Annotated in this window: 26 protein-coding genes and 1 tRNA gene; 8 read left to right on the top strand and 19 right to left on the bottom strand. The window is 63.1% G+C overall.

The window, feature by feature from the left end; translation table 11 throughout:
* Positions 1-49 precede the first annotated feature (49 nt).
* The 9 genes from CR105_RS07180 to CR105_RS07140 form a co-directional block, all read right to left on the bottom strand.
* Positions 50-475 carry a MerR family transcriptional regulator gene (locus CR105_RS07180; RefSeq protein WP_099787742.1) on the bottom strand — a complete coding sequence of 142 codons (426 nt, stop codon included), beginning with the start codon at positions 473-475 and terminating at the stop codon, positions 50-52.
* Positions 476-481: 6 nt separating this feature from the next.
* Complete coding sequence (locus tag CR105_RS07175) at positions 482-829, bottom strand: integration host factor subunit alpha (protein ID WP_099787929.1); 348 nt, start codon at positions 827-829, stop codon at positions 482-484.
* A gap of 118 nt (positions 830-947) precedes the next feature.
* A complete protein-coding gene (gene pheT, locus CR105_RS07170) occupies positions 948-3374 on the bottom strand; it encodes a phenylalanine--tRNA ligase subunit beta (RefSeq protein WP_099787741.1) in 2427 nt (808 codons plus the stop codon).
* Between the two features lie 29 nt (positions 3375-3403).
* Positions 3404-4420: a phenylalanine--tRNA ligase subunit alpha gene (pheS, locus tag CR105_RS07165; protein WP_099787740.1), complete on the bottom strand. Its 1017-nt coding sequence runs from the start codon at positions 4418-4420 to the stop codon at positions 3404-3406.
* A gap of 124 nt (positions 4421-4544) precedes the next feature.
* Entirely contained in the window at positions 4545-4904 is a 360-nt protein-coding gene (rplT, locus tag CR105_RS07160; RefSeq protein WP_038493023.1) for a 50S ribosomal protein L20, read from the bottom strand.
* Between the two features lie 26 nt (positions 4905-4930).
* The gene (rpmI, locus tag CR105_RS07155; protein WP_099787739.1) at positions 4931-5128 is read right to left on the bottom strand and encodes a 50S ribosomal protein L35; all 198 of its coding nucleotides are present in this window, start codon (positions 5126-5128) and stop codon (positions 4931-4933) included.
* Positions 5129-5332: 204 nt separating this feature from the next.
* Positions 5333-5857, bottom strand: coding sequence for a translation initiation factor IF-3 (gene infC, locus CR105_RS07150; protein WP_099787738.1), 525 nt, complete (start codon positions 5855-5857; stop codon positions 5333-5335).
* A 39-nt stretch (positions 5858-5896) separates the two neighbouring features.
* A complete protein-coding gene (gene thrS / locus CR105_RS07145) occupies positions 5897-7804 on the bottom strand; it encodes a threonine--tRNA ligase (RefSeq protein ID WP_099787928.1) in 1908 nt (635 codons plus the stop codon).
* A gap of 298 nt (positions 7805-8102) precedes the next feature.
* Positions 8103-8179: transfer RNA gene (locus CR105_RS07140), tRNA-Val, on the bottom strand.
* 91 nt (positions 8180-8270) lie between these two features.
* Between CR105_RS07140 and CR105_RS07135 the strand changes: the two genes are divergently transcribed.
* From CR105_RS07135 to CR105_RS07125, 3 genes are all read left to right on the top strand, one after another.
* Positions 8271-9206 (top strand): cation diffusion facilitator family transporter, encoded by a 936-nt coding sequence (locus CR105_RS07135; RefSeq protein WP_099787737.1) that lies wholly within the window; start codon positions 8271-8273, stop codon positions 9204-9206.
* A 69-nt stretch (positions 9207-9275) separates the two neighbouring features.
* Positions 9276-10205, top strand: coding sequence for an NAD(P)/FAD-dependent oxidoreductase (locus CR105_RS07130; RefSeq protein WP_099787736.1), 930 nt, complete (start codon positions 9276-9278; stop codon positions 10203-10205).
* A gap of 55 nt (positions 10206-10260) precedes the next feature.
* On the top strand, positions 10261-10677 hold the full coding sequence (locus tag CR105_RS07125; protein WP_099787735.1) for a PaaI family thioesterase: 417 nt from the start codon (positions 10261-10263) through the stop codon (positions 10675-10677).
* Positions 10678-10692: 15 nt separating this feature from the next.
* On the opposite strand, the gene CR105_RS07120 is transcribed toward CR105_RS07125, so the two are convergent.
* A complete protein-coding gene (locus CR105_RS07120) occupies positions 10693-11124 on the bottom strand; it encodes a YciI family protein (protein ID WP_180288119.1) in 432 nt (143 codons plus the stop codon).
* A 169-nt stretch (positions 11125-11293) separates the two neighbouring features.
* Here CR105_RS07120 and CR105_RS07115 point away from each other — a divergent pair, with 169 nt between their 5' ends.
* Positions 11294-12076: a DJ-1/PfpI family protein gene (locus CR105_RS07115; protein WP_099787733.1), complete on the top strand. Its 783-nt coding sequence runs from the start codon at positions 11294-11296 to the stop codon at positions 12074-12076.
* Between the two features lie 26 nt (positions 12077-12102).
* Here CR105_RS07115 and CR105_RS07110 read toward each other — a convergent pair whose 3' ends face one another.
* The 7 genes from CR105_RS07110 to CR105_RS07080 form a co-directional block, all read right to left on the bottom strand.
* Positions 12103-13458 (bottom strand): MBL fold metallo-hydrolase, encoded by a 1356-nt coding sequence (locus CR105_RS07110; protein ID WP_370660673.1) that lies wholly within the window; start codon positions 13456-13458, stop codon positions 12103-12105.
* A 1-nt stretch (position 13459) separates the two neighbouring features.
* Positions 13460-14095 (bottom strand): lipoprotein, encoded by a 636-nt coding sequence (locus tag CR105_RS07105; RefSeq protein ID WP_099787731.1) that lies wholly within the window; start codon positions 14093-14095, stop codon positions 13460-13462.
* Entirely contained in the window at positions 14092-15021 is a 930-nt protein-coding gene (locus CR105_RS07100; RefSeq protein WP_099787730.1) for an MlaD family protein, read from the bottom strand. Before CR105_RS07100 ends, CR105_RS07105 begins: the two co-directional genes overlap by 4 nt.
* A gap of 13 nt (positions 15022-15034) precedes the next feature.
* Positions 15035-15745: an ABC transporter permease gene (locus CR105_RS07095; RefSeq protein WP_229413699.1), complete on the bottom strand. Its 711-nt coding sequence runs from the start codon at positions 15743-15745 to the stop codon at positions 15035-15037.
* A 173-nt stretch (positions 15746-15918) separates the two neighbouring features.
* Positions 15919-18174 (bottom strand): RelA/SpoT family protein, encoded by a 2256-nt coding sequence (locus tag CR105_RS07090; RefSeq protein WP_099787728.1) that lies wholly within the window; start codon positions 18172-18174, stop codon positions 15919-15921.
* Between the two features lie 7 nt (positions 18175-18181).
* Positions 18182-18532 (bottom strand): RidA family protein, encoded by a 351-nt coding sequence (locus CR105_RS07085; protein ID WP_099787727.1) that lies wholly within the window; start codon positions 18530-18532, stop codon positions 18182-18184.
* A 23-nt stretch (positions 18533-18555) separates the two neighbouring features.
* Complete coding sequence (locus CR105_RS07080) at positions 18556-19437, bottom strand: alpha/beta fold hydrolase (RefSeq protein ID WP_099787726.1); 882 nt, start codon at positions 19435-19437, stop codon at positions 18556-18558.
* A gap of 151 nt (positions 19438-19588) precedes the next feature.
* Here CR105_RS07080 and CR105_RS07075 point away from each other — a divergent pair, with 151 nt between their 5' ends.
* Positions 19589-20371: a 3-hydroxybutyrate dehydrogenase gene (locus tag CR105_RS07075; RefSeq protein ID WP_229413698.1), complete on the top strand. Its 783-nt coding sequence runs from the start codon at positions 19589-19591 to the stop codon at positions 20369-20371.
* Positions 20372-20552: 181 nt separating this feature from the next.
* Here CR105_RS07075 and CR105_RS07070 read toward each other — a convergent pair whose 3' ends face one another.
* Positions 20553-20996 carry a hypothetical protein gene (locus CR105_RS07070; RefSeq protein ID WP_131021648.1) on the bottom strand — a complete coding sequence of 148 codons (444 nt, stop codon included), beginning with the start codon at positions 20994-20996 and terminating at the stop codon, positions 20553-20555.
* Positions 20997-21244: 248 nt separating this feature from the next.
* Here CR105_RS07070 and CR105_RS07065 point away from each other — a divergent pair, with 248 nt between their 5' ends.
* Complete coding sequence (locus CR105_RS07065; protein ID WP_131021647.1) at positions 21245-22324, top strand: hypothetical protein; 1080 nt, start codon at positions 21245-21247, stop codon at positions 22322-22324.
* 113 nt (positions 22325-22437) lie between these two features.
* Entirely contained in the window at positions 22438-22761 is a 324-nt protein-coding gene (locus CR105_RS07060; protein ID WP_218968671.1) for a hypothetical protein, read from the top strand.
* A gap of 31 nt (positions 22762-22792) precedes the next feature.
* Here CR105_RS07060 and CR105_RS07055 read toward each other — a convergent pair whose 3' ends face one another.
* Positions 22793-24274: a hypothetical protein gene (locus CR105_RS07055; RefSeq protein ID WP_099787722.1), complete on the bottom strand. Its 1482-nt coding sequence runs from the start codon at positions 24272-24274 to the stop codon at positions 22793-22795.
* Between the two features lie 268 nt (positions 24275-24542).
* Between CR105_RS07055 and CR105_RS07050 the strand changes: the two genes are divergently transcribed.
* Positions 24543-25844 (top strand): dicarboxylate/amino acid:cation symporter, encoded by a 1302-nt coding sequence (locus tag CR105_RS07050; protein WP_099787721.1) that lies wholly within the window; start codon positions 24543-24545, stop codon positions 25842-25844.
* Positions 25845-25899 lie beyond the last annotated feature (55 nt).

The following is a 25899-nucleotide window of genomic DNA, read 5'->3' as shown; positions in this document are numbered from 1 at the left end:
CTGGCAGCAGCATACAGCCAGCGCCCTGACCGCGCGTCCGGCAGAACGCTTACACGCCCTGTTTCAGTAGCGCCAGGATGGCCGACAGCTCGGCGCGAATCATTGCATTGTCAGGATGCGGCGCGCGACCGGCGCCGCCGTCTTGGCCGCCTGCCGGATCCAGGCGATCTTCGCCTGCCGGCAACGGCACTTCGCCGCCGCGGCTGTCGAGCTTGTTGCGCGCGCCGCTGATGGTGAAGCCCTGCTCATACAACAACTCGCGAATTCGGCGGATCAACAACACCTCGTGGTGCTGGTAATAACGCCGATTCCCACGTCGTTTGACAGGTTTCAGTTGAGTAAATTCCTGCTCCCAGTAGCGAAGCACGTGCGGTTTGACACCGCACAACTCACTGACTTCCCCGATCGTGAAGTAGCGCTTGGCCGGGATAGCGGGCAGCACGATGAGATCGGTCTTGCTCGGACGATCGTTCATGGATGATTACGCCGCGCGGGCTAGCGGGCTGGTCGCTTCAACCATGCCTTTGAGTTTCTGGCTGGCGTGGAACGTGACGACCCTGCGCGCGGTGATTGGAATCTCTTCGCCGGTTTTCGGATTGCGTCCCGGCCGCTGCGGCTTGTCGCGCAACTGGAAGTTGCCGAAGCCCGACAGCTTGACCGCTTCGCCGCGTTCGAGCGCATTGCGGATCTCGTCGAAGAACGTCTCGACCATGTCTTTCGCTTCGCGCTTGTTCAGGCCGACCTGCTCGAACAGCAGCTCGGCCAGCTCGGCCTTGGTGAGGGTCGGCAAGTCTTTCTCGGCATCCTGGCGCACCTTGGCAACCAGCATCGCGCGATGCAAGTCGGCCGCCAATGCCGATTGGAGTACGGCCGAATCAACGTCGTTATTATTAATTTTCCAGCCCTGCCTTTTAACTAGCTATGTTTTGGAGAAACATTGAAGAAACTTAGGTACGCATGGTTGCGTTATGTTTTTGCTTGGCAGCGTCTGCCATCGCCGCCATCAGCGCGTCGACGACGTCGTCCTGCAAGGTGGATTGAGTATCTTGCAAGCTAAAGCGGAATGCAAGACTTTTTTCATCCGCTTGCAATCCTTTTCCGCGATATTCATCAAACAAAACAATGGCTTGCACGATGTTTCCGGCAGGATTTACCGACTTCTCTGCAATAAATGCGTCGAGCAAATCCTGCGCCGCGACAGCGCTTGGCACCACCAGCGCGAGGTCGCGCGTGGCGCCCGGGAATTTCGAAATCTCGTCGTATCGTGGCACCGGACGCTGCTGCAGGGCGGCCGCGTCGACCTCGAACAGCACCGGCGCCTGCGCCAGTTCGTACTTCTGCAACCAGCGCGGGTGCAGTTCGCCGATGAAGCCGACCGCCTTTCCGCCCTGCTCGACGACGGCTGAGCGCCCCGGGTGCAGCGCCGGATGCTCGGTCTTGACAAACCGCAGCGGCAGCGGCGCGAACATCGCTTCCAGGTCAGCCTTGACGTCAAAGTAGTCGACCGGGCGCGACGGCACGCCCCACTGCTCGTCTTGCGCCGGCCCGTAGGCCATCGCCGCCAGCCGTTTCGGCTGGTCGAAGCCGGCGATCGACAGCGCGCCGTCGACCGCGTACGGATTGCGCAGGAAGATGGCGCCGATCTCGAACACGCGCACGCGCCCGGCCTTGCGGTTCAGGTTGTAGCGCACGTTGGCCACCAGGCTGCCGATCAGCGACGAGCGCATCACGCTCATCTGGCTGGCGATCGGGTTCTGCAGCTTGATCTGGTCGGTGTTGCCGGAAAAATCCGTTTCCCACGACGACTCGACGAAGCTCATGTTGACCACCTCCTGGTAGCCAAGGTCGGCCATGCGGTGGCGCAGCGCGAACAGCGAACGGATGTGCTCGGGCGTGACGATCATCGCGCTCGGCGCCACCGGCGGCAGCGCCGGAATGTTCTCGAAGCCGTACACGCGCGCCACTTCCTCGATCAGGTCTTCCTCGATCTCGATGTCGAAGCGGTACGACGGCGCGGTCACGGCGAACTTGCCGTCTTCTTGCGTGAATGCCAGGCCGAGGCGGGTGAAGATGTCGGCGATCAGCGCATCGGTCAGCGGTACGCCGATGACCTTCTGGGCGCGCGCGGTGCGCAGCACCACGGGCGAGCGCTGCGGCAGATTGACCGCCTGGTCGTCGACCGGGCCGACGACGGTCGCGCCGGTGCCGCAGACTTCGACGATCAGTGCGGTGATGCGCTCGATGTGTTCGACCGTGGTGGCGAAGTCGACGCCGCGCTCGAAGCGGTGCGCCGCATCGGTCGAGAAATTGAAGCGGCGCGCGCGGCCCTGGATCGCGTTCGGCCACCAGAACGCCGCTTCCAGGTAGATGTTGGCGGTGTCCAAGGTAACGGCGGTGGCGTCGCCGCCCATGATGCCGGCCAGCGACTCGATCTGCTGGTCGTCGGCGATGACGCCGACCCAGTCGTCGACCGCGACGGTATTGCCGTTCAACAGTTTCAGCGACTCGCCCTTGATGCCCCAGCGAACGTCGAGCCCGCCATGGATCTTGTCGAGGTCAAACACGTGCGACGGCCGGCCCAGTTCGAGCATGACGTAGTTCGAGATGTCGACCAGCGCCGACACCGACCGCTGGCCACTGCGCTCGAGGCGCTGGACCATCCAGCCCGGCGTTTGCGCACGCGCGTTCAGGCCGCGGATGACGCGCCCCGAAAACCGGCCGCACAGCTCGGGCGCGCTGATTTTAACCGGCAGCACTTCGTCGCTGTTGACCGGCACGATGCGCGCGGCCGGCTGCACCAGCGGGGTGCCGGTCAGTGCCGACACTTCGCGCGCCACGCCCAGCACCGACAGGCAGTCAGCCTTGTTCGGCGTCAGCTTGATGGTGAATTTCAGGTCGTTCAGCGCCAGGTAGTCGCGGATGTTCTGGCCGACCGGCGCGTCGGCCGGCAGTTCCATCAGGCCGCTGCTCTCTTCCGACAGCTTCAGCTCCTTCGCCGAGCACATCATGCCCTGCGACTCGACGCCACGCAGCATGCCGACCTTGATCTCGAACGGCTTGCCGTCGGCGCCAGGGGGCAGCACGGCGCCGGCCATCGCGCAGATCGCCTTCATGCCGGCGCGCACGTTCGGCGCCCCGCAGACGATGTTGAGCATGGTGCCGGTGCCGACGTCGACGGTGCAGACGTTCAGGCGGTCGGCATTCGGATGGCGCGTCACTTCCAGCACTTGCGCGACGACCACGTTCGAAAACGGCGGCGCCACGGCCTCCACTTCCTCGACCTCGAGGCCGGACATGGTGAGCAGGTGGGACAGTTCATCCGACGTCATCGCCGGATTGACCATCGTGCGGAGCCATTTTTCGGAAAATTGCATATGCGTGCCTTGCGACGAATAGGTTGTTATTAGTTGAACTGCTTCAGGAACCGGAGGTCACCTTCGTAAAACAGGCGCAGGTCGTTGATTCCATAACGCAGCATCGTCAGGCGCTCGAGGCCGGAGCCGAACGCGAAGCCGATGAACTTTTCCGGATCGAGTCCGAAGTTTTGCACCACCGTCGGGTGCACCTGGCCGGCGCCCGACACTTCCAGCCAGCGGCCCTTCAGCGGACCGCTGCCGAACGCGATGTCGATCTCGGCGGACGGCTCGGTGAACGGGAAGTACGATGGGCGGAAGCGCACCTGCAGGTCGTCGGTCTCGAAGAAGGCCTTGACGAAATTGAGGTACACGCCCTTCAGGTCGGCGAAGCTGATGTCCTCGGCGATCCACAGGCCTTCGACCTGGTGGAACATCGGCGAGTGGGTCGCATCGCTGTCGACGCGATAGGTGCGGCCAGGCGCGATCACCTTGATCGGCGGCGTATGCGTGCGCGCGTAGCGCACCTGCATCGGGCTGGTGTGGGTGCGCAGCAGCAAAGGCTTGCCGGTGCTGTCGTTGCCTTCGATGTAGAAGGTGTCCTGCATCGAACGGGCCGGATGGTTTTCCGGGCTGTTGAGGGCAGTAAAATTGGTCCAGTCGTTTTCGATCTCGGGGCCATCTGCCACGTCGAAACCGATCGAGCGGAAGATTTCCTCGACCCGCTCCCAGGTGCGCATCACCGGATGGATGCCGCCCATCGAACGGCCGCGGCCGGGCAAGGTGACGTCGATCGCCTCCAGGCTCAGGCGCGCTTCGAGGATGGCGTTGGCCAGCGCGTCGCGCCGCGCGGTCAGCGCGGTCTCGATCTGCGTCTTGGCCGCGTTGATCAAGGCGCCTTGCGCCTTCTTCTGGTCCGGGTCCAGCTTGCCCAGGCCCTTCATCTGTTCGGTGATCTGGCCGGTCTTGCCAAGGTACTTGGCCTTGGCGTTTTCCAGTGCGGCAGCGTCTTCGGCGGCGATAAAGTCAGCCTGCGCGGCAACGACGAGTTCTTCCAGGGAGTTCATGCGTGTGTGGTTTCCTGTCTGGGTGCGGCGCTTGTCGCGCCACAATCAAAAACGGGGCACAGGTTTGAACCTCTGCCCCGCTCTTTAAACGCCGCCCGGAGGCAGCGCTTGGCAACATCGTTGCTTACGCAGCGATCTTTGCCTTGACGGCGTTGACAATCGCGGCGAACGCCGGCTTGTCCATCACTGCCATATCGGCCAGGACTTTACGGTCCAGTTCGATCGATGCTTTTTTCAAGCCGTTCATGAATACGCTGTACGTTACGCCATGCTCACGGGAAGCGGCGTTGATACGGGCGATCCACAGGCGGCGGAATACGCGCTTCTTGTTGCGGCGGTCACGGTACGCGTACTGGCCAGCGCGCATGACTGCTTGCTTGGCAACACGGTATACCTTGCTGCGGCGACCACGGTAGCCTTTAGCTTGGACAAGAATTTTCTTATGACGGGCACGAGCTGTAACCCCACGTTTTACTCTAGGCATAGTAACTCCTTAAATTGAGTGTGAGATTAAGCCGATGGCATCATGCGCAAGACGGACTTCACGTCTGCCTTATCGACATTCGTGATACCGCGCAGCTGGCGCTTGCTCTTGGTCGTTTTCTTGGTCAGGATGTGACGCTTGAAAGCGTGGCCCGACTTGACGGTTCCACCTGGACGCACGCGAAAACGTTTTTTCGCAGAGCTTTTGGTCTTCATTTTAGGCATAGCAGTTCTGTCCTGTAGGACAGCTCCATTATAGGATTGCAGGTGGCAGCAACTCGCTGCGCTTAGATGCCTGCTTTCACATTATTTCCATTCCGCTGGGGAAGGAAGCCGAGGATTTTAACATACATCCCCGCGCAAATGCCAAGGGCGGGTGAGAAAACTCACCCGCCCTTGTTGTTTCACCAGCCGAGCGGCCGGCCAGCGTTATGCTTTTTTCTTCTTCGGCGACAGAATCATGATCATCTGGCGGCCTTCCATCTTCGGGAACTGCTCGACCTGGCCATACGGCTCGAGGTCGGCCTTTAGGCGTTCGAGCATGCGGAAACCGATATCCTGGTGCGCCATTTCGCGACCACGGAAACGCAGCGTGATCTTGGTCTTGTCGCCCTCGTCGAGGAACTTGATCAGATTACGCAGCTTGATGTTGTAGTCGCCATCATCGGTACCCGGACGGAATTTGACTTCCTTGACGAGGATGATCTTCTGCTTCAGCTTCGCTTCGTGGGCCTTTTTCTGCTCCGAATACTTGAACTTGCCGTAGTCCATCAGGCGGCATACCGGTGGCTGCGCGGTTGGCGCAATCTCTACCAGGTCGACGTTAGCCTCTTCGGCCAGACGAAATGCTTCGGCCAGGCTCACAATGCCGAGCGGCTCGTTTTCCACCCCGGATAAACGCATTTCGGGGGCAGTGATTTCGCCATTGATGCGATGCGACTTGTCAGTAGCTATGGTGTTTCCTTATAAAGTCTGGTATTCGGCCATGCTGCTTCAAGCTTTGGATGCGATCTCTTGCTTGAGACGCTCCACGAGGGCTTCGACGGACATTACGCCCAGATCGAGATTGCCACGTGCTCGCACGGCCACAGTGTTGGCATCCCGCTCTTTATCGCCGATCACTAGGATATATGGCAATTTTTGCACGGAATGTTCGCGTATTTTATAGGTTATTTTCTCGTTCCGCAAATCAGCGTGAACGCGGAACCCGGCTTTCCTCAACTGATCGGTGACATTCTGCGTAAATTCGGACTGCGCGTCCGAGATGTTCAGAACGGCAATCTGCACCGGCGCCAGCCACAGCGGCAGCGCGCCGGCGAAATTTTCGATCAGGATACCGATAAAGCGCTCCATCGAACCGACGATCGCGCGGTGCAGCATGACCGGCACCTTGCGCGAGTTGTCGACTGCGACATACTCGGCGCCGAGGCGGCCCGGCATCGAAAAGTCGACCTGCATCGTGCCGACCTGCCATGGACGGCCGAGGCTGTCCTTGAGGTGGTATTCGATTTTCGGGCCATAGAACGCGCCCTCGCCCGGCAATTCGGTCCACTGGACGTCGCAAGCCGACAGCGCGGCGCGCAATGCCGCTTCCGCCTCATCCCACACTTCGTCCGAGCCGATCCGGTTATCCGGACGCAAGGCGAGCTTGACGTCGATGTTCTCGAAGCCGAAGTCGCGGTAGACTTCCATCGCCTGCGCATGGAAAGCGACAACTTCCGGCTCGATCTGCTCTTCGGTGCAGAAAATGTGGCCGTCGTCCTGGGTAAAGCCGCGCACCCGCATGATGCCGTGCAGCGCGCCGGACGGCTCGTTGCGGTGGCACTGGCCGAATTCGCCAAAGCGCAGCGGCAGGTCGCGATAGCTCTTCATGCCGGCGTTGTAGATCTGCACGTGGCCCGGGCAGTTCATCGGCTTGAGCGCATACGAGCGGTTTTCCGACTCGGTCGAGAACATGTTCTCGCGATAGTTTTCCCAGTGGCCGGTCTTTTCCCACAGCGTGCGGTCGAGGATCTGCGGGGCTTTGACTTCCTGGTAGCCGTTGACCTGGTACTTGTGGCGCATGTACTGCTCCACCTGCTGCCAGATGGTCCAGCCTTTCGGATGCCAGAACACCAGGCCCGGCGCCTCGTCCTGGAAGTGGAACAGGTCGAGCGCCTTGCCGAGCTTGCGGTGGTCGCGCTTTTCCGCCTCTTCCAGGTTGTGCAGGTACAGCTCCTGGTCTTCCTTCTTGGCCCAGGCGGTGCCGTAGACCCGCTGCAGCATCTCGTTTTTCGAGTCGCCGCGCCAGTAGGCGCCGGCCAGCTTCATCAGCTTGAACACTTTCAGCTTGCCGGTCGACGGCACGTGCGGGCCGCGGCACAGGTCGGTGAATCCGCCCTGGCCATACAGCGACACGTCTTCGCCGGCCGGAATCGACGCGATGATCTCGGCCTTGTAGGCTTCGCCGATCGACTTGAAGTAGGCGACTGCCTCATCGCGCGGCATGACCGAACGCGAGACTTTTTCATCCTTCTTCGATATTTCCGTCATCTTCTTTTCGATCGCCACCAGGTCTTCCGGCGTGAACGGGCGCTTGTACGAGAAGTCGTAGAAGAAACCGTTTTCGATGACCGGGCCGATCGTGACCTGCGCTTCCGGGAACAGCTCCTTGACCGCATGCGCCAACAGGTGGGCGGTCGAGTGCCGGATGACGTCCAGGCCTTCCGGATCCTTGTCGGTGATGATGGCCAGCTCCGCGTCCCGCTCGATCAGGTGCGAGGTGTCGACCACCTTGCCGTCGACCTTGCCGGCAAGCGCCGCCTTGGCCAGGCCCGTGCCGATACTGGCGGCGACCTGGGCGACGGTGACGGGGCCGTCGAATTCGCGGACTGAACCATCGGGAAGGCGGACTGAAACCATGCTGTTCTCCATGTGGCGCGAGGCGCCGAATAATTACTGATGATAAGACTAAACAAAAATGCAGACGAAAAAAAACGCGGACTAGCCGCGTTTGTTCTTTTCGAGCAGAGAAACACCTCGCCCCGCGGCCCCTGAAGGGGCGACGCTGCCCCGAATACGGGACACCCGCTTCGCAGGCTGGCAGCATGCTGCCAGAAACCCCTGCTCCGCCTAGCGTCGCTGGAACAACTCCGTCGTAGTTCGCGGTGTCATAACCATGGTGCCTTTCTCGCTCTTACATTGCTGTACTACTGAATTCTGGTGGGCGGTGAGGAATTCGAATCCCCGACCCCTTGGATGTCGACCAAGTATTCTAACCAGCTGAACTAACCGCCCGAAGACCAGCATTATAGATAGCCGATTCGGGAATGACAAGGGGTATTTTGTGCGCCCGCGGCTAGTGTCCGATTTCTAATATACTTCGTCCATGACCGCAGAATCGAACGCCCCCTCCTCCGCCCACCTGCACGCCCACCGCGCCGGCGACGCCAAGCACGCCCATTTCGTCGAAGCGCGCAGCCAGAAGGCGCTGGCCGGCGCCCTCGTGCTGACCTTGCTGTTCGCCGTCGTCGAAGTGGTCACCGGCTTCATCGCCAATTCGCTGGCGCTCATCTCCGACGCCGGCCACATGGTGACCGACGCCGCCGCGCTCGGCCTGGCGCTGCTGGCGCAGCTGATCGCCAAGCGCCCGCCGTCGGCGCGCCATTCGTTCGGCTTCGGCCGCGCCGAGGCGCTCGCCGCCTTCGTCAACTGCCTGGCGATGCTGGCCCTGGTGTGCTGGATCGTGTTTGAGGCGGTGCACCGCTTCGCCGATCCCCAGCCGGTGCAAGGCGCCATCGTGCTCGGCGTGGCCACCGTCGGCATCGTCATCAACCTGCTGGTGGCCTGGATGCTGTCGCGCGACCATCAGAACATGAACACGCGCGCGGCGATGGTCAACGTCATGGGCGACCTGCTCGGCTCGATCGCCGCGGTGGTGGCCGGCGCGGTGATCCATTTCACGGGCTGGGTGCGCATCGACCCGCTGCTGTCGGTGTTCGTTTCGCTGCTGATCCTCAAATCGACCATCGGCGTGCTGCGCGAGTCGTACCACTTCCTGATGAAAGGCGTGCCCGACCAGATCGACTACGTCCAGGTCGGCGCCGACCTGGCCGCGCTCGACGGCGTCAGGTCGGTGCACGACTTGCACATCTGGGAGATGTCGCCCGGCGAGCCGGCGCTGATCGGCCACCTCGAGATTGCCGACCTTGAGCGCTGGCCGCAGGTGCTGCGCGCGGTGCAAGACATGCTGCTGGCCAAGCACGGCATCGACCACGTGACCTTGCAACCTGAAACCCCAGATGCCCGCCCGCACGCCATGTAAGCTCTGTCTTACCCGCGGTCGGCGTGAATCGCCATTTACCAGGCTGGCATATGTTGCAATAATTTCACAATGTCTACTCAATCTCCTCCCCTCGTCTACGACACGCTGATCATCGGCGGCGGACCGGCCGGCCTGACCGCGGCGATCTACCTGCGCCGCTTCACCCGTAACGTCGCGCTGTTCGACAAAGGCAACAGCCGCCTCAGCTGGATTCCGGTGTCGCACAACTACCCGGGCTTTCCGGATGGCGTCGCCGGCACCGACCTGCTGAACAATCTGCGCCGCCAGCTTGCCCGCTACGGCGGGGCAGTGACAAACGCCGAGATCGTGCGCCTGCGCATCGACGATGGCGCCTTTGTCGGCGAGTACGACGGCGGCGAAGTGCGCGCCCTGACGGTACTGCTGGCGACCGGCATCCAGGACATGGGCTTGCCGGTCGAAAGCTGGCGCGCAGCGGTGGCCTGCGGCGCGGTGCGCCTGTGCCCGGTGTGCGACGGCTACGACGTCATGGACACGCGCATCGCCGTGGTGTCGTCGGAAACGAACCCGACCGGCCATGCCATGTTCATGCGCACCTTCAGCGCCGACGTCACGCTGTTCGACCGCAGCCACGGCTCCATCCTCAGTCCTGACGAGCAGCAGCAGCTCGACGCGGCCGGCGTGCGCTACATCAGCTCGGCCGTGTGCGGCGTCACCATGACCGCCGACATGAAGCCTGTGCTGAACACCAGCAATGGCAAGTCGTATGAATTCGACGTCATGTATCCGATGCTGGGCGAGACCGCGCGCTCCGAACTGGCGGCCGTACTTGGCGCCGAAACGGCCGAGTGCGGCGATGTGGTGGTCGACGAATTCCAGGCCACCAGCGTTCCCGGCCTGTACGCAGTTGGCGACGTCGTGCGCGGCCTGAACCAGATCAGCGTCGCCACCGGCCAGGCCGCGGTCGCCGCCACCCGCATCCACAACGCCTTGCCGTGGACCTTGCGGACCAAGGCCTGAGCGACGTTGCTATACTGGCCAGCCTACATCAACTGCCGCGGCCGGCCTATCTCACATGAATGACATGCACGAGCGAATCTCGCTCAGTTTCAACGCGCAGGGTTTGATGGCAACGCTCGGCGCCGAGCTCGTTTCGGTTGCCGAAGGCGAGGTGCACATCGCGCTGCCGTTCTCGACCCATGTCGCTCAGCAACACGGTTTCGTGCACGCCGGCGCCGTCACCACCATCGTCGACAATGCCTGCGGCTACGCGGCGCTGAGCATGGCGCCGACTGGATGCGAGGTCGTCACCGCCGAATTCAAGGTCAACTTCGTGCGGCCGGCAGTGGGCGAACGGTTCCTCGCAATCGGCAAAGTGGTCAACGCCGGCAAACTGCTCACGGTGTGCACCGGCGAAGTACGGGCTCTGACGGGAACCGAATGGAAAGTGGTGGCGATCATGCAGGCAACGATCGCGACCGTCCGTTCGTAGTCCAGCCAACTCACGTCACTTCTTGCGGATGATCTTGTGGTGCGCGTCGTTGACCATCATCAACGCCGCCGAGCCATACAGCTTGTGATATTCAGCGACCATTTCACCGCTGATGATCACCGGATCGGTGGCCACATAGGTCTTTGCAACTTCAATGTCTTGCGTCGCCAGGATGAAAATGCCGCGGCGGCCTTCAACCCCGTCGAGCGGCCCGGCGAATGCCAGTTTCTTCTCCGCCGCCAGGCGCTCCATATTGGCGAAGTGGCCCTGGAACATCTTCTTGCGCTCCTCCGCATCGGCGACCTTGTTCGGCCCGGTCTTGAGAATGACCAGCACATAGCTGCGCAAGCCGTTGTCGTTGCCACCTAGCGACTTGGCCAGCTCCGCGTCGTAGGCCGGCGCGGCCGCAGCCGCAGCCGGTGCAGTTTGCGCGGCGGCCGCCTGCATCGACAGGCACATCGCTCCACAAGCGACAAGTAAGGCACGTTTCAGCATGGCGGTTTTCCTCATAAAGTTTCGCGTACGTTATCACAACGACATACGTCAGTCGAATGTCAAGGAACTAAACAGTGGCCAGCCAACTCTGTATGGAGAAGTGTGTCGATCGGAGGATGCCATGAGCGCGCTCAAAAAACTGGCTGGAAAACGGATTGCCGTGCTGGCGGCAGACGGTTTCGAGAAGGAAGAACTTGCAGCGCCGGTCGAGGCGTTGAAAGCGGCAGGCGCCGACGTTGTCATCGTCGCGCTGCACCCGGGACGGATCCGCGGCATGAGCGTGCATCAGCCCGCTGAGCTGGTCGCCGTCGACAAGACCGTCGGCAAAGCGCGTGCGGAGGATTACGACGGCCTGGTCATTCCGGGCGGGTACATCAGTCCGGACCTGCTGCGCCAATCGGCCCCGGCCCGTGATTTTATTTGCGCCGTGAACGCCCTGGGCACACCCATCGTGATCATGTCGCAGGCGGCGCTGGTGATGGTGTCGGCCGGACTGGCGCGGGACCGCACGCTGACGTCCTGGCCGGGGGTGCGCGACGACATGGTCAACGCCGGCGCCACCTGGCTGAACGAAGAAGTGGTGCGCGATGCCAACTGGCTCTCGAGCCGGGGACCGCAGGATGTTGCCGCAGTTCTCCGTGAAATGGTGCCATTGTTCGCCGGCGAGCCGGAAGTGACCAGGACGCGGCGCCCGCCACAGTCCGATCCGCAGCCGGAGGAGCCATCGGAGGTGCCGGGCCAGCCGCTGCGCTGGTTGGCAACGCCGTCGGTCGGCACCATGCTCGGCCTGGCGCTGCTGGGCGTCGGCGTAGTGGCCGCGAGCCGCGGGCGCCGCGGCAAGCCAGATGCAGCAGTGCCGGCAACGGCATTGGCGCTTCCCGTGCCCGAGCCAAAAAATACCTGAAGCCACTTGTGTCCTTGCAAGCCGCTTTAGATGTCGATGGATCGATCCTTCAGCCGGCGCAGCTGCGCGGCCTGGTAAGCGCCGAAGACGTCGTTGAACAGGCAGCGAATCAGTGGGTCGTCGACGATATCGGCCGCCGCCAGATCGTCTTCAATATCGCCGGCAAATACGGCGTCGTTGATCCGCATATACATCGACGTCAGCGACTCGCCCAATTCGAGCGCCGCGTAGAATTTTGCAATCGGCACTTCCGTGGTCCATGCCAGTCGATCCGCCGCGCCAGGCAGCAGACTGATGGCGTCGCCCTCGAGCCGATAATGAAATTGCGACTCGGCGCCGGTGTGCGTGAAAACGGATAGGCGCCAGATGCGCGCCTTCTCGAAAAAACTATCCTCGGGCAGTTCCATCGCACGGTATTTTTCGAGCAGGCCGGTACGACAGTAATCGAATACTCGCTCGGCCTGCGCTTCGCTCAACGGCGCAAAGTGACGCGCGATTTCCGCAGTTGGCGGCGCCTTCGCGCCCGGATCGTAGTGATAATCGACGTCCTGGTCGCCGACCGGCACGACCCAGCCAAGCGGCGCCGATGGCGTCAACGTATCGGCGTCCAGCTCCATCGAGACCGACGGATTCATCCGCACCACGTGCACGCCGGGCAGCGCCGCCTCGACTTCCTGTTGGAACTGGCGATAGGTAATCGGGAAGAACGCCTGGTTGTACCAGGACCAGGGCTCCTGCTGGAACTGGCACGAACTCGGCACCACATAGCGCGGGTTCAACAGCCCCAGCTGCTCGAACCATTCGGCCGACAGTTCAGCGGGCGCGGGCGAAGCGCGCGATGGCGACAGCACGTCGATTTCGCGCATCGTCTGAAATGGCCACAGCACCATGTCCCACGGCGCGTCGCGCGCGAGCAGCACCAGGGCATCCGGATCGATCCACGAATCGACGACATTGAGCACATTCAATCCACCCGCCCGGACCTGGAACATCGAGTCGACATCCGAATCGAGGGCCTCGCGCGGAATCACATCGAACGACCCAACACTGACCGGCACATTTGCCCTTAACTGCCGCACGTTGACAAAGCCCAGTTCCCTGACCATGGCAAACAGTTCGTCGAACAGGCAGTAGATATACAGCGGGGTATTGCGATCAAGGTGATCGAGACTCTCGAGCGAGCAATGATCGTCATGAAAATGCGAGATAAATACCGCGTCCAGCTTCAATTGACGGATCTGCTCAAGATCGAAGCGCACATCGGGAAAAGCGTGGCAATTGCGGCTGAAGGGATTCTCGAATATCGGATCAAACGCAATCGTCGTACCGCCGTGTTCGAAAACATAGCCGGCGTGCAGAATCCTGGAAATCTTCATTTGCACTTCACTTTGACGACGCCAGCGCGATGCGGCGCTGGATGCGCTCGACTTCCGCGGTGTCGCCGGCGGCGCGCGCGCGCTGCTCCGACACACCCAGCCACATCAGCAGCGGCCGGCGCCAGCCCTGGCTGGACGCGGTGTCGACGGCAATGACGATGTCGGGCGGCGCAGTGCGCCCTGCCTGCAGCATGGCGCCGGCGGCAACCAGCCGCGACAGCGGATCGGCGACACCGGCCAGCGGGCCACCGCGCGCGATTATCTGGTGCTGCGCCGGCAGCAGCGCCACGTCGAACCCCTGCCACTGGCCGGCGAGGTAGGCGGCGTAGGCGCGCTCGGCCGGCGTGGCGTCGCGCGCCAGCGCGGCGAAACCGCTGCATTCGCCCACCACCAGGCTGGCAGTGTAGACGGCGCAGCGCACCAGCTCGGCGTGGGCGACCATGTCGGCGCGGCCGGTGCTGGCCAGTTCGGAGCGCGCGCGGGCAAAGTCGCTGGCGGCAATGCTGGTGTCGCCCTTCAGGTAGGCGTCGCGGAAACTATCGAGCGCGCTGGCGGCGTTGCTGCGCCACGAAGGCTCGACCGGTTTGCCGGCACAGCCTGCCAGCACGAGCGCGATCAAGGCCGCGTAAAGGGTCTTCTTCATGGCAGTTTCAGCTCCGTCTTCTTGGCAAAAGGCCATTTGCGGTTGATTTCGTCGACCAGCCGCGTCACCTTGCGCAGGCTGCTGTCCACCTCGGCACGCAACGCGCCGAGGTCATCGGTGGCCACGCGCGCATTTTTGCCCACCGCCTGCGCTTCGACCAGTACGGCGTCGACTTTCTTCAGCGTGTCGCTAGCGTCTTTGAGCACGACATTGAGCTGGATGACGGCAGCCTGGGTTTCGTCCATTACCCCGTTCTTGCCGAACACGCGCTTGTCGGCATTGGCCAGCAAGGCGTTGACGCGGTCGAGCGTGATCATCAACTTTTTGGCCTCTTCGTCGCTGCCGAGGGCGCCGCCGAGCAAGCCGTACTTGCCGGCAAAGCGCGCGGTGGCGGCCTGCACGTTGGCCAGGCTGGTGTTGATGCTCGAATCGCTGCGCGTCATCGACTCCAGGTTTTCCAGCAAGGTGCGCGCGGTGGCCACCAGGCGCGGAATTTCGGCGGCAGTGTCGCCGCGCAGCACAGTGCGCTCGGCACCGTCGGGCAGCGGTGGATCGGTGAGGATGCCGCTATAAGCCTTGATGCGGGTCTCGCCGACGAGGCCGCGCTCGAGCGTGAAGACACTCGATATGCGCAGCCACTTGGCATCTTTCTTCGGCACGTCGAGCAAGATGCGCGCCTTGCCGTCCGGCGCCAGTTCGACCTGGCTGACGCGGCCGATCGGGAAGCCGGTGAAGGTCATGTCCATGCCAGGGCGCACCCCTTCGGAGTCGTCCGACACCAGCACCAGGCGCTGGGTAACTTCGAACACGCCGCGCGCGTACATCACGTACAGCAGGAAGCCGGTCACCAGCGACACCATCAGCACCAGCAGGATGACGGCCTTGATTTCGACTTTGGGCGGCGATTCAGGCTCGGGTACGGTCATGGGTTGCATTCTTTCAGAAATATTTGACGGCCAGCGAGCCGGCCTCGATGACCAGCAGCACGAACAACAGGCGCACCGCGCCCGGCTGCATGGTCGAAGTGGAGTCGCGCCCGAAACGCTGGATTTCGAGGATCGCCGCGGCCGGAATCACGGCCACGGCCAGGCCGAACAGCACGGTCTTGATGGCAAACCCGACCGTTACGGCCGGTTCGAACACGCGGCCGACGGTGCGGGTGTAGTCGTCCAGGCCGTACGGCGACAAGCCGTACACGTTCAGGTAGGCCAGCACCAGCACGACGACGCTGCTGACCATGGCCAGCGTCAACACGGCGAACGCGTTGCCGGACACTTCGGCCACCAGGTCGCGCCGCAGGCGCCATGCGGCGTCGGGCGATTGATCGGCGGCCAGCGGTTCGAGCGCGGCCGTGTTGAACGCCATGCCGGCGCGCAATGCGACGAACAGCGCGGCCGACAGTGGGATCAATTCGAGCACCAGCACGCGCACCACCATCTCGAGCGCGAAGCCGGACAGGCCGTAGCTGAACGCGGTGACCAGCACGATGCGGATGATCACCAGGCTGACCAGCGCCGACAGCGCGGTAAACCACGGCAGCACTTGCCAGGCGCCGAGATAGATCTGGCGCGCGGTGGCCACGCGGTGCGCGCGCGTGTAGGTCGACGGCGAGAACGCCAGCACCAGGGCGACGGCGCCGAGAAACAGCATGCGCCACCAACTGGCGGCCAGGTGCGTGGCCCATCGCCCCCATTGGCTCGGTTTGGAATAAAGAAAGGAATTGGCGCGCATGCCCGAATGATAACCCAGGGGTCAGGTCTGACATTCGGACATTTTGTCGTTGAAATGCCCGAATGTCAGACCTGACCCCGGCCGTTCGAGGGTCAATGCCGGCGCGCTTCCTGCACGCCGGTGACTTCGCCGATGGCCAGCAGCGCCTTCTGCAGCTGCGCGGTGGAACTTATCTCCGCCGTAAACGTCATGCGGGCCTGCCCCTTCGTGGTCGCCGTATTGACGCCGATCACGTTGATTTTCTCGCGCGAGAACACCTCGGAGATATCGCGCAGCAAGCCCTGACGGTCGCCGGCGAGGATGAACAGGTCGACCGGATACACCGTATCCTGCCCTGCCCGCCCCCAGTCCGTGTGGATGACCCGCTCCGGCGCCTTGGTGCGCATCTCGGCAAAGTTCTTGCAGTTGGCGCGGTGGATCGACACGCCCTTGCCGCGCGTGACGAAGCCGACGATGCCGTCGGGCGGCGCCGGCCGGCAACACTTGGCCAGCGCCGTCATCAGCCCTTCGGTGCCAACCACCAGCACGCCCGACTTGGCGCCAGACTCGACGCTCGAGGCGCGGCTCTTGCCGAGCACCACCTCGTCGTCCGGCACCACCACTTCGCCGGTATCGTGCAGCGCCTGCTCGACATGGCGCAGGCTGAATTCTTCCTTGCCGACCGACACGAACAGATCGTCGACCTTGGAGAAGCCGAGCTTGTGCGCCAGCGTTTCCAGGTTGACCGCGGTCTTGCCTTCGCGCTGCAGCGATTTTTCCACCAGGGCGCGGCCGTGCGCCAGCGTTTCTTCGAGGTCGATCGCATGGAACCAGGCGCGCACCTTGGCGCGCGTGCGCGTGCTGACCGTGTACTCCGGGCTGAGCCAGTCGCGCGACGGACCGGCGCTGCCAGGCGCGCCCTTGGCGGTGATGATTTCCACCGTCTGTCCATTGCGCAGCGCCGTGTTGAGCGGCACCATCACACCGTCGACGCGGGCGCCGCGGCAGCGATGGCCAACTTCGCTGTGCAGGTGATAAGCGAAGTCGATCGGCGTGGCGCCGACCGGCAACTCGAGCACCCGCGCCTGCGGCGTCAGCACGAAAATGCGGTCGTCCAGGGTCGCCGACTTGAGCTTTTCGACCCACTCGCGCTGGATTTCGTCCTGCCCGACGACGGCGTCGGCCACGTCGGTCTTCCACGCCAGCAGCTGGCGCAGCCAGGCGATCTTCTCGTCGTACTTCTGGCCTTTGAAGTTAGAGCCGCCCTCTTCCTTGTAGCGCCAGTGCGCGGCGATGCCGTACTCGGCAAAATTGTGCATTTCCTGGGTACGGATCTGCACCTCGAGCGGCCGGCCGTCGTCGGCGGTAACCACCGTGTGCAGCGACTGGTAGCCGTTCGGCTTCGGCCGCGAGATGTAGTCGTCGAATTCTTTCGGGATCGGCGTCCAGATGTTGTGCACCAGGCCGAGCACCGCGTAGCAGGTGCGGTCGTCCTCGACAATCACGCGGAATGCGCGCACGTCGTACAGCTCGGTAAAGTCGAGCTCCTTGCCGCGCATCTTGTTCCAGATACTGTAGATGTGCTTGGGCCGGCCGAATACCTCGGCCTTGATGCCGGCCGCGGCCAGTTCGTTTTCCAGCCGCGTGATGGCCGACTGCACGAAGCCTTCGCGCATCATGCGCTTTTCTTCCAGCATCTTGGCAATGCGGCGGTACGTTTCCGGCTCCAGGAAGCGAAACGACAGGTCTTCCAGCTCCCACTTCAGTTGCCAGATGCCGAGCCGGTTGGCCAGCGGCGCGTACAGGTCCATCGTCTCGCGCCCGTAGGCGCGGGTCATTTCGTTAAATAGCCGCAGTTCGGCAAAGTAGCGCAAGGTCGTCACGCACGAGGCCAGCCGCACCAGCACCACGCGCATGTCGGTGGCCATGGCCAGCAGCATCTTGCGCAAGGTTTCGACCTGGGCCACCGCCTGCTGGGCGGCGCCCTTGGCAAGCCGGCCGGTCTGCGGGCCGGCGACCTGGTGGCCCACCGTCATGTCGCGCAGGCGGATCAGTTGCCGCACGCCGGTGACGAGGTCGGTCGCTTCCTTGCCGAAGCGCGTTTCCAGCCCGCCGGCGGCGGCCGGATCGATCACCGCCAGCTCGAACAGCAGGCCGGCAATGCGGGTTTCGGCGTCGCTGCGCAGAAACGCCAGGGTGCTGGCGACGCCGACCGAGAATTCGAGCGCGCCCTGGCCGGAGCTGCACACGCTGTCCTGGTAGGCATCGCTGGCGTAGGCCAGCGCCGCCTGTACGCGCGCGGCGTCCTCGGGTCCGAGGCCCTGTACGAGTTCAGCTGTTGCGCTGCCCAGCGCGGCAATTGCTACCATGGGGGATTCAGCGCAATGCCGCGGTGACGACGATTTCGACCAGGCAGGCCGGATTGGCCAGCTTCGCTTCGACTGTCGCGCGCGGCGGCGTGTGGCCGCTTGGCACCCATTCATCCCACACGTCGTTCATGCCGGGAAAATCGGCCATGTCGGCGATGTAGATCTGGCACATCAAGATGCAGCTCTTGTCGCTGCCGGCCTCGGCCAGCAAGCGGTCGACGTGGGCCAGCACTTCGCGCGTCTGGCCGCCGATGTCGGCGGTGGTGTCGTCGGCGATCTGGCCGGCCAGGTACACAGTTGCGTTGTGGATCGCCACTTCGGACAATCGCTTGCCTACGTGCAGTCGGGTAATTTCCATGGTATTCAAAAGCCTTTGTTGTTTTAGCCGACCAGGAACTTGCGTGCGATCGCAATCTGGTCAGCGTGGATGAAGGTTGGCGCGTGGCCGGTGTCGGCGATTTCGACCAGTTGCGGGTGCGGTCCGCGCTTGAGCATCTGCTCGGCCGTCGCGCGCGACAGCAGGTCCGAATTGGCGCCGCGCACCAGCAAGGTCGGGCAGCGGATCGCGTCGTAGGCGGCCCACAGGACCGCTTCGTCGGCCTTGGCCTTGTCGGCGGTGGCGCCGCGCAGCGGCACGGCCAGGCCCATGTCGTAGTGGCGCACCCACTGGCCGTCGCCGCCTTCGCGCAGCACGTCGGCGGCCAGCTTGTGCCATTGTTCGTCGGTATGGTTGCCGAACGACGCCGACACCTCGCGCACGAAGGCGGCGCCTTCGTCAAAGCTGGCAAAGCGCAGATCCTGGCCGATATAGTCGCCGATGCGCTGCAGCGCCGCCGGGTCGAGCGTCGGGCCGATGTCGTTGAGAACGAGCTTGCCGATTGGATTGTCCGGCAGCGACGCCAGCGCCATGCCGATCAGTCCGCCCATCGAGGTGCCGAACCAGTCGACCTGGGCCTGGTCGTCGGAGTGGGCGGTGACGCGCGCGACCAGCGTGACCATGTCGCTGACGTACTGCGGGATCTGGTACAGCTGCGGGTTGCCGAGCTTGCCCGAGCGGCCGCGCCCGACCACGTCGGGGCACACCACGCGGTAATGGTCGGACAGCGCCTGCGCCAGCGCGTCGAAGTCGTCGCCGACGCGGGTGACGCCGTGCACGCACACCAGCACGCGCGGATTGTCGGGCGCCCCCCACTCCTTGTAGGCCATATGGTGCAGCCCGGCGGGCGAAATGCACTGAACGGATTTGATTCTTGCTGCGGTCATGCCGGCTCCCAGATTCAACGCGATGCTTCAATTTTGTCTACAACCGACATTTTACCGGTCGTTGCGATTAAAATCTTGGGCAAGTGTAGCCTGTCGTGCTGCCCACCTTCGCCATCTCCATTTTTTCATAGAGGAAACAATGAAAAGCAGCATGTTAAGCGGTAAGACAGCACTCGTCACCGGATCGACCTCCGGCATCGGCCTTGGCATTGCCCGTTCGCTGGCCGAACAGGGCGCCAACATCGTCTTCAACGGTTTCGGCGACGCGCAGCAGATCGAAAAGCTCTACACCGAGGTCGGCGAGCATTTTGGGGTGCAGACCGCGTATCACAATGCCGACATGTCGAAGCCGGCCGAAATCGCGGCGATGATGGCGTTCGCCACCGAAAAGTTCGGCGGCGTCGATGTGCTGGTCAACAATGCCGGCATCCAGCATGTGGCCAACATCGAAGACTTCCCTGCTGAAAAGTGGGATGCGATCATCGCCATCAACCTGACATCGGCGTTTCACACCACGCGCCTGGCGCTGCCTGGCATGAAGCAGAAGAACTGGGGCCGCATCATCAACCTGGCGTCGGTGCACGGGCTGGTCGGTTCGGCGCAGAAGTCGGCGTATGTCGCCGCCAAGCACGGCCTGGTCGGCTTCACCAAGGTCACCGCGCTGGAGACGGCGCAGACCGGCGTGACGTGCAACGCGATCTGCCCTGGCTGGGTGCTGACGCCGCTGGTGCAAAAGCAGGTCGACGACCGCGCCGCGCGCGAAGGCACCAGTAACGACGTCGCCAAGAAGGCCTTGCTGGCGGAGAAGCAGCCGTCGGGCGAGTTCGTGACGCCCGAGGAACTCGGCGCGCTGGCGGTGTTTTTCTGTAGCCCGGCCGGCAACCAGGTGCGCGGCGTGGCCTGGAACATGGACGGCGGCTGGGCAGCGCAGTAACCACAAGCCGCTGGGCAGCGTAGTAAATGCCCGCGGCTATGCGACGCAAAAACCGCCCCCGCCCGCCAAACCGTCATGCTCGCGCATGCTGGGATGACGTAGAAAAATTTGCGGCGGTGTTGCAGCCGGCCACTTCGGGTGCGTCAGGTCCGGCGGCTGATGAGTGCTGCTCGTTGCATTTCTAGTTGGCGAAGGTTTCGCAGCCGGTCACCGCGAACCGCAACGCCACCGCCAGCGAACTGTCGGAATAGCGCGTCACCAGCAACGCCTGCTGACTGTTGTAGCTCGCTCCCTTCGCCTTGTCGACGAAGCACACTTCCAGGTCCTCGATGCCGTCGCCGTTGAGGTCGCCGCGGCGCAGCACCTTCAGGCTGTACAACCAGTCCGCGCCATCGAACTCGATTTCGTCTTGCGTCACCTTGGTCGGCACCAGCCCGAGCGACGCAAACGTGCGCTGCTCGAGCGTTCGACGCGGGCCGAACGAACTGCGAATCGACGCCAGGTCGAAATTGGCCACCAAAAACTGCGCCGCGCCGCTAGCGGGGAAGTAGCTGGTCAGGTCGGCCGCGCACGCTGGAGCGGCAACGAAGGCGGCGGCGAGCAAGGCGTGGTGAAGTGGACGCACGTGGTTCTTTCGACAAATGGCAACAGACCGATTCTAGCAGGCGGCCCGGTCTCAAAATGCGCGAAAAGTCACACTCCGTCCGCGCGCGCCTTCCTATATGATTGCCTCCTTACAATCTACTGGAATACCCCGATGCGGATCCTGTCCCAATTTGCATTTCCCGCCCTGGCGGGCGATATCATCGCGGTGCGCAACGTCGGCTTCGTCATGAAATGCGGAACCATCTACCGCCGGCCATAACAATGGGCTTGCTGACGCAACTTCGCGCCAACGCGCGCGCGGCGCGGCTGCTGTACCAGCGCCTGAGCGAGCGCGGCCACTCGCACTGGGACGTGCTGCTGCGGCGCATCCCGCAGGCGGTCGGTTTGCGCGCGTACCGCAAGCTGGCGTACGCGGTCAACGACGGCGTGCTGCAGCGCTGGGTGACGCCGGCGCGCTTTCGCCGTTTCCTCGCCAGCCAGCCGGGTTCGCTGGACGGCATCTTCTACGTTATCGTCATGCCGCAGACGCTGCACTTCCTGCTGCCGTGCCTGCGCCTGGTGGCGGCGGACCTGCGCGTGGTGCTGCTGCTCAACGGCGCGCGCCGCTGGGAGGCGGACTTGCTGCGCGCGCGTTTTCCGGCGATGCCGCAAATGCGCGTGGCGTCCCTGCCGAACTCGAGCGTGAACCACGGCGCGATGATCAACCTGCTGGTGCAACACAGCGAGCATGACTTCGGCGTGCTCGACCACGATCTGTACGTGTTCGACCGCGCGATCCTGCAGCAGCTGCGTTTCGACGACGACGATTTCCTGCTGTGTTTGTACAAGGACGCCAGCAGCGACGGCCGCTGGACCTATGCGTTGACGCATTTCCTGTACTTGCGCATCGACGTGTTCAAGCGGCTGATGGCGCAATACGGCGTCGGCGCCCAGCCGTACCGGCAGGTGCCGGAGCCGGCGCGCAGCCGGCTGGCCGGCATCGGCCTGCGCGACGGCGCCACGATGAAGAGTTATCACGTGTTCTACGACACGCTGCATGTGCTGCTGGCGCTCGCCTACGCGGACGGACTCGGCGTGACGCAGCTCGAAGCGGACGGCGCCGGCAGCGTCTATCACATCGGCGGCACCAGTATCGGCACCCATCACACGAAGGATCTGATTCACCTGTACACGCACTTGCGCTTCCTGGAGATATCCAACGAGCCGCTGCTGCAGCAGCGTTACGCCGCGATCGCAGCCCCTTTTGCCAGCGCCGCCGAGGTCCACGCCAGGCTCGAGGGGACAGCGCACGACTTCCACCAGATCATGCTGGTCGACCAGCTGATCGAGAAGCTGCAACACCTGTGATCACAAGGCTTGCTTAAGGAATCTCAACGTCCGGTGTCGAAGCTCGATTGAACTGCGCTCCGATTCACGTAAACTGGTCGTGTGAAGTGCATGCACGCCTTTTGAAGGGGGGGATGAAAATGGCAACCGCAACAGAAGAGATTCCTGTCCTGGTCACCAGTCAGGAGAAAGAAAGGATCGCCAAGCTTGCCGACGATGCAGGCCTGTCCATGGGTGAATTCCTTCGTCCGGCTGCAGAGTCATTCCACCCGGAAGACGAGGATGCATTGTTGGGAATGATCGATCAGCTGCTCAAAACGACAGCCCGGACCAGCGAGGCGATCGATGGCGCTTTGGAGTTCGTCGACGTGTCCACCAAGCGGATGGCAGCATTCGACTTGAAACCGCCTTGCAGCTGGGGATGGCTCGTGACAGCAATCTCCAGCCGCGAACCTTAGTACAAAGAAACGAGCAGCAAGCGCAAGGAAGCTAACCGCAAGCCTTGCGCTGCGCCTGTACCTGCCCCAGCCGCAATTTGTCGATCGCATTCAGGCGCTTCGATTTTTCCAGCTCCTCGTAGCGTTTCACTGCCAGGCCCAGATAGCGGCAGGCGGACTCGGTCTGGCCGGCGCGCAGGCCAATCTCGCCGGTGGTCTGCCATGCGATCGCACTCTCGCGCAGTCGCGCCGTGTCGAGCGGATCCTTCTCGGTCTGCTTGAGCAGTTCGGACAAGGCCTGCTGGCCTGCGGCATACGCCTGGGCCGGCGTGCCGCGCGGCTGGATATGGGCGTCGAGCAAGGCCACCCGCACCGCCAGGAACGGATCGGCGCCAGCCTTGCTGGCGTCGCGCGCCAGCGCCTTTAGCGAGGCCAGCGTGGCCACCGCGTCGCGCCCGTGGCGCTGCAGGTTCTGCACGTTGGCGCGCGCCAGCTCCAGGTCGATCAGGCCGGCTTGCAGCGTAGCATCGCCCGGCGAGTTGCGCAGTTGCGCCGCATAGGTGGCGCGCGCCGCGGCGAATGCCGGCTCGGCGGCGGCGTTGTCCATCGTCGCCATCAAGGCGTTGCCGATCGCCGCGTTGGCATCGGCAACCTCGCGCGCCAGCTGTTCGTTGCCGGCGTCCCTGGTGGAAATCTCCTGCCGCAACGCCAGCGCCTTGCGCAACTCGGCCAGCCCGTCGGCGGTGCGGCCCTGTTCGACGAGGATGGTGCCGATCTGGCCATGCACGGCGGCGAGCTGGACGCGCCAGCGCACCTCTTCCGGATGCGCCCTCGCCTGCTGCTCGGTGAACCCGAGCGATACTTGCGCTGCCTGCAGCGCGCCGTCGAGGTCGCCGCCGGCGCGCCGAACTTCGGCCAGCTGGCTTTGATACGCCTGCGCGGTGTTGACGAAGCGCTCGCGCGCGGCAACAGGAATCTTGTCGAGCGCGGCGCTGCCGTCGAACTGCGCGCCACGCATCGGTTTGCCAGGTGTCTGCACGCGCTGCTCGGCGGTCGCGCGCGCCAGGTCGGACTGGCGTGCATGCCACAGCGCGGCGGACGTGACGAGTACCAGCGCGCAAGCGCACACCGCGGCCGTGCTCATCCCCAACGGATGGCGCTGCCACATGCCGCGCTCAGGCACGGCGACTGCAGGCTCGACCGGCTCACGATCTATGGCGCTCTGTGCAGCGTCGGGCGTGATGGCCGGCGCGCTGAACTGCGCAGCCGGCGGCGTTTCAGCTTGCAGCGGCGCCGCAGGCTCTGCCAACTGCGGCGCAGCCGGCTGCATCGCCGGCGAAACGGCCAGCACGTTTAGCGGCGACTCGATGAATTCGTCGAGTTCCTCGATGCGCGCCAGCAGCGTTTTGACCAGCGCGAGCAGCTCGGTGTCGCCCTCGCATGCATCCGCGATGAACTGCTGGCGTTGGTCGGACGGCAGGTCGAGCGCGCGGTACAGCAGCGCGTTGGCTGGCTCATGCAGGTGTCGGGTCATAGATCGGTTCGCAAGTTCTTATGGAAGCAGAGCATCACGCGCCTTCCGTGTCAAAGCGAAAGATGCACATGGTTAATACTTATTAGCGCTGAGTATATTTTGCCGATTCAAATATAACAACTGTTATTCGTATCGTGTGGCGCTTTTTCACACGCCCTATGAGATGGGAATAAATTGCCTTTTTGATTGGTGTGGAAATCCACAATGGAAGGTGCTGGCAGATTCGGCAATCATGCATGCATCCCCGACATCAGCCTTGCGAGACGCCATGAAAAAACCCTTCTATAAAATTCTGTACGTTCAGGTTCTGTTCGCCATCGTGCTCGGCATCCTGCTCGGCATTTTTTATCCACAGCTCGGCGTGGCCATGAAGCCGCTCGGCGACGGCTTCATCAAGCTGATCAAGATGATCATCGCGCCAGTCATTTTCTGCACCGTCGTGGCGGGCATCGCCGGCATGCAGGACATGAAGAAGGTTGGCCGGGTCGGCGGCAAGGCGCTGGTGTATTTCGAAGTCGTGTCGACCATCGCGCTGGCAATCGGCCTGGTCGTCGCCAACGTCGTGCGTCCGGGCGACGGTTTCAACGCCGACCCGGCCACGCTCGACACCAAGTCCATTGCCGAATACACCAACAAGGCACAGTCGCAGAGCACGGTCGACTTCCTGCTCAACATCATCCCGAACACCTTTGTCGACGCGTTCGCCAAGGGCGACATCCTGCAGGTGCTGCTGATCGCGATCCTGTTCGGCGTGGCGTTGTCGAGCCTCGGCCACCGCGGCAAGCCGATCACCAAATTCATCGATGACCTGTCGCATGCGATTTTCGGCGTGGTCGGCATCATCATGAAAGCTGCCCCGATCGGCGCATTCGGCGCGATGGCCTTTACCATCGGCAAATTCGGCATCGCCTCGCTGCTGCCGCTGGCCAAGCTGATGGGTTCGTTCTACCTGACCTGCGCGCTGTTCATCTTCATCGTCCTCGGAACGATCGCCTGGTTCACCGGCTTCTCGATCTTCCGTTTCATTTCGTACATCAAGGAAGAACTGTTGATCGTGCTCGGCACCAGCTCGTCGGAAAGCGCGTTGCCCGCCTTGATACGCAAGCTTGAAAAGCTGGGCTGTTCGAAGTCGGTGGTCGGCCTGGTCGTGCCGACCGGCTATTCGTTCAACCTGGACGGCACCAACATTTACATGACGATGGCGGCACTGTTCGTCGCGCAGGCAACCAATACCGACCTGACGTTCGGCCAGCAGCTGACCATTCTCGGCGTGGCCATGCTGACATCGAAAGGCGCCTCCGGCATCACCGGCGCCGGCTTCGTCACGCTGGCGGCGACGCTGGCGGTGGTGCCTGGCGTACCGGTAGCGGGCATGGCGCTGATCCTCGGCATCGACCGCTTCATGAGCGAAGCGCGCGCACTGACCAACTTCATCGGCAACGGCGTGGCGACCATCGTCGTGTCGAAGTGGGAAAAGGAGCTCGACCACGACCGCCTCGAGCGCGAGCTGAAGCATCCGACCCACATCGACGACGACAAGGAAATGTTCCCGGTGCGCGAGGCGGCGTAAAGTGCGCGCACGCCGCAGTCAACAACGCCGGGCTTGCCCCGGCGTTTTTTTCGGT

It is taken from the genome of Massilia eurypsychrophila (assembly GCF_002760655.1).
In the GTDB taxonomy this organism is placed as follows: Bacteria; Pseudomonadota; Gammaproteobacteria; order Burkholderiales; family Burkholderiaceae_D; genus JAFCUW01.
This window is presented reverse-complemented; position numbering and strand designations above follow the sequence as displayed.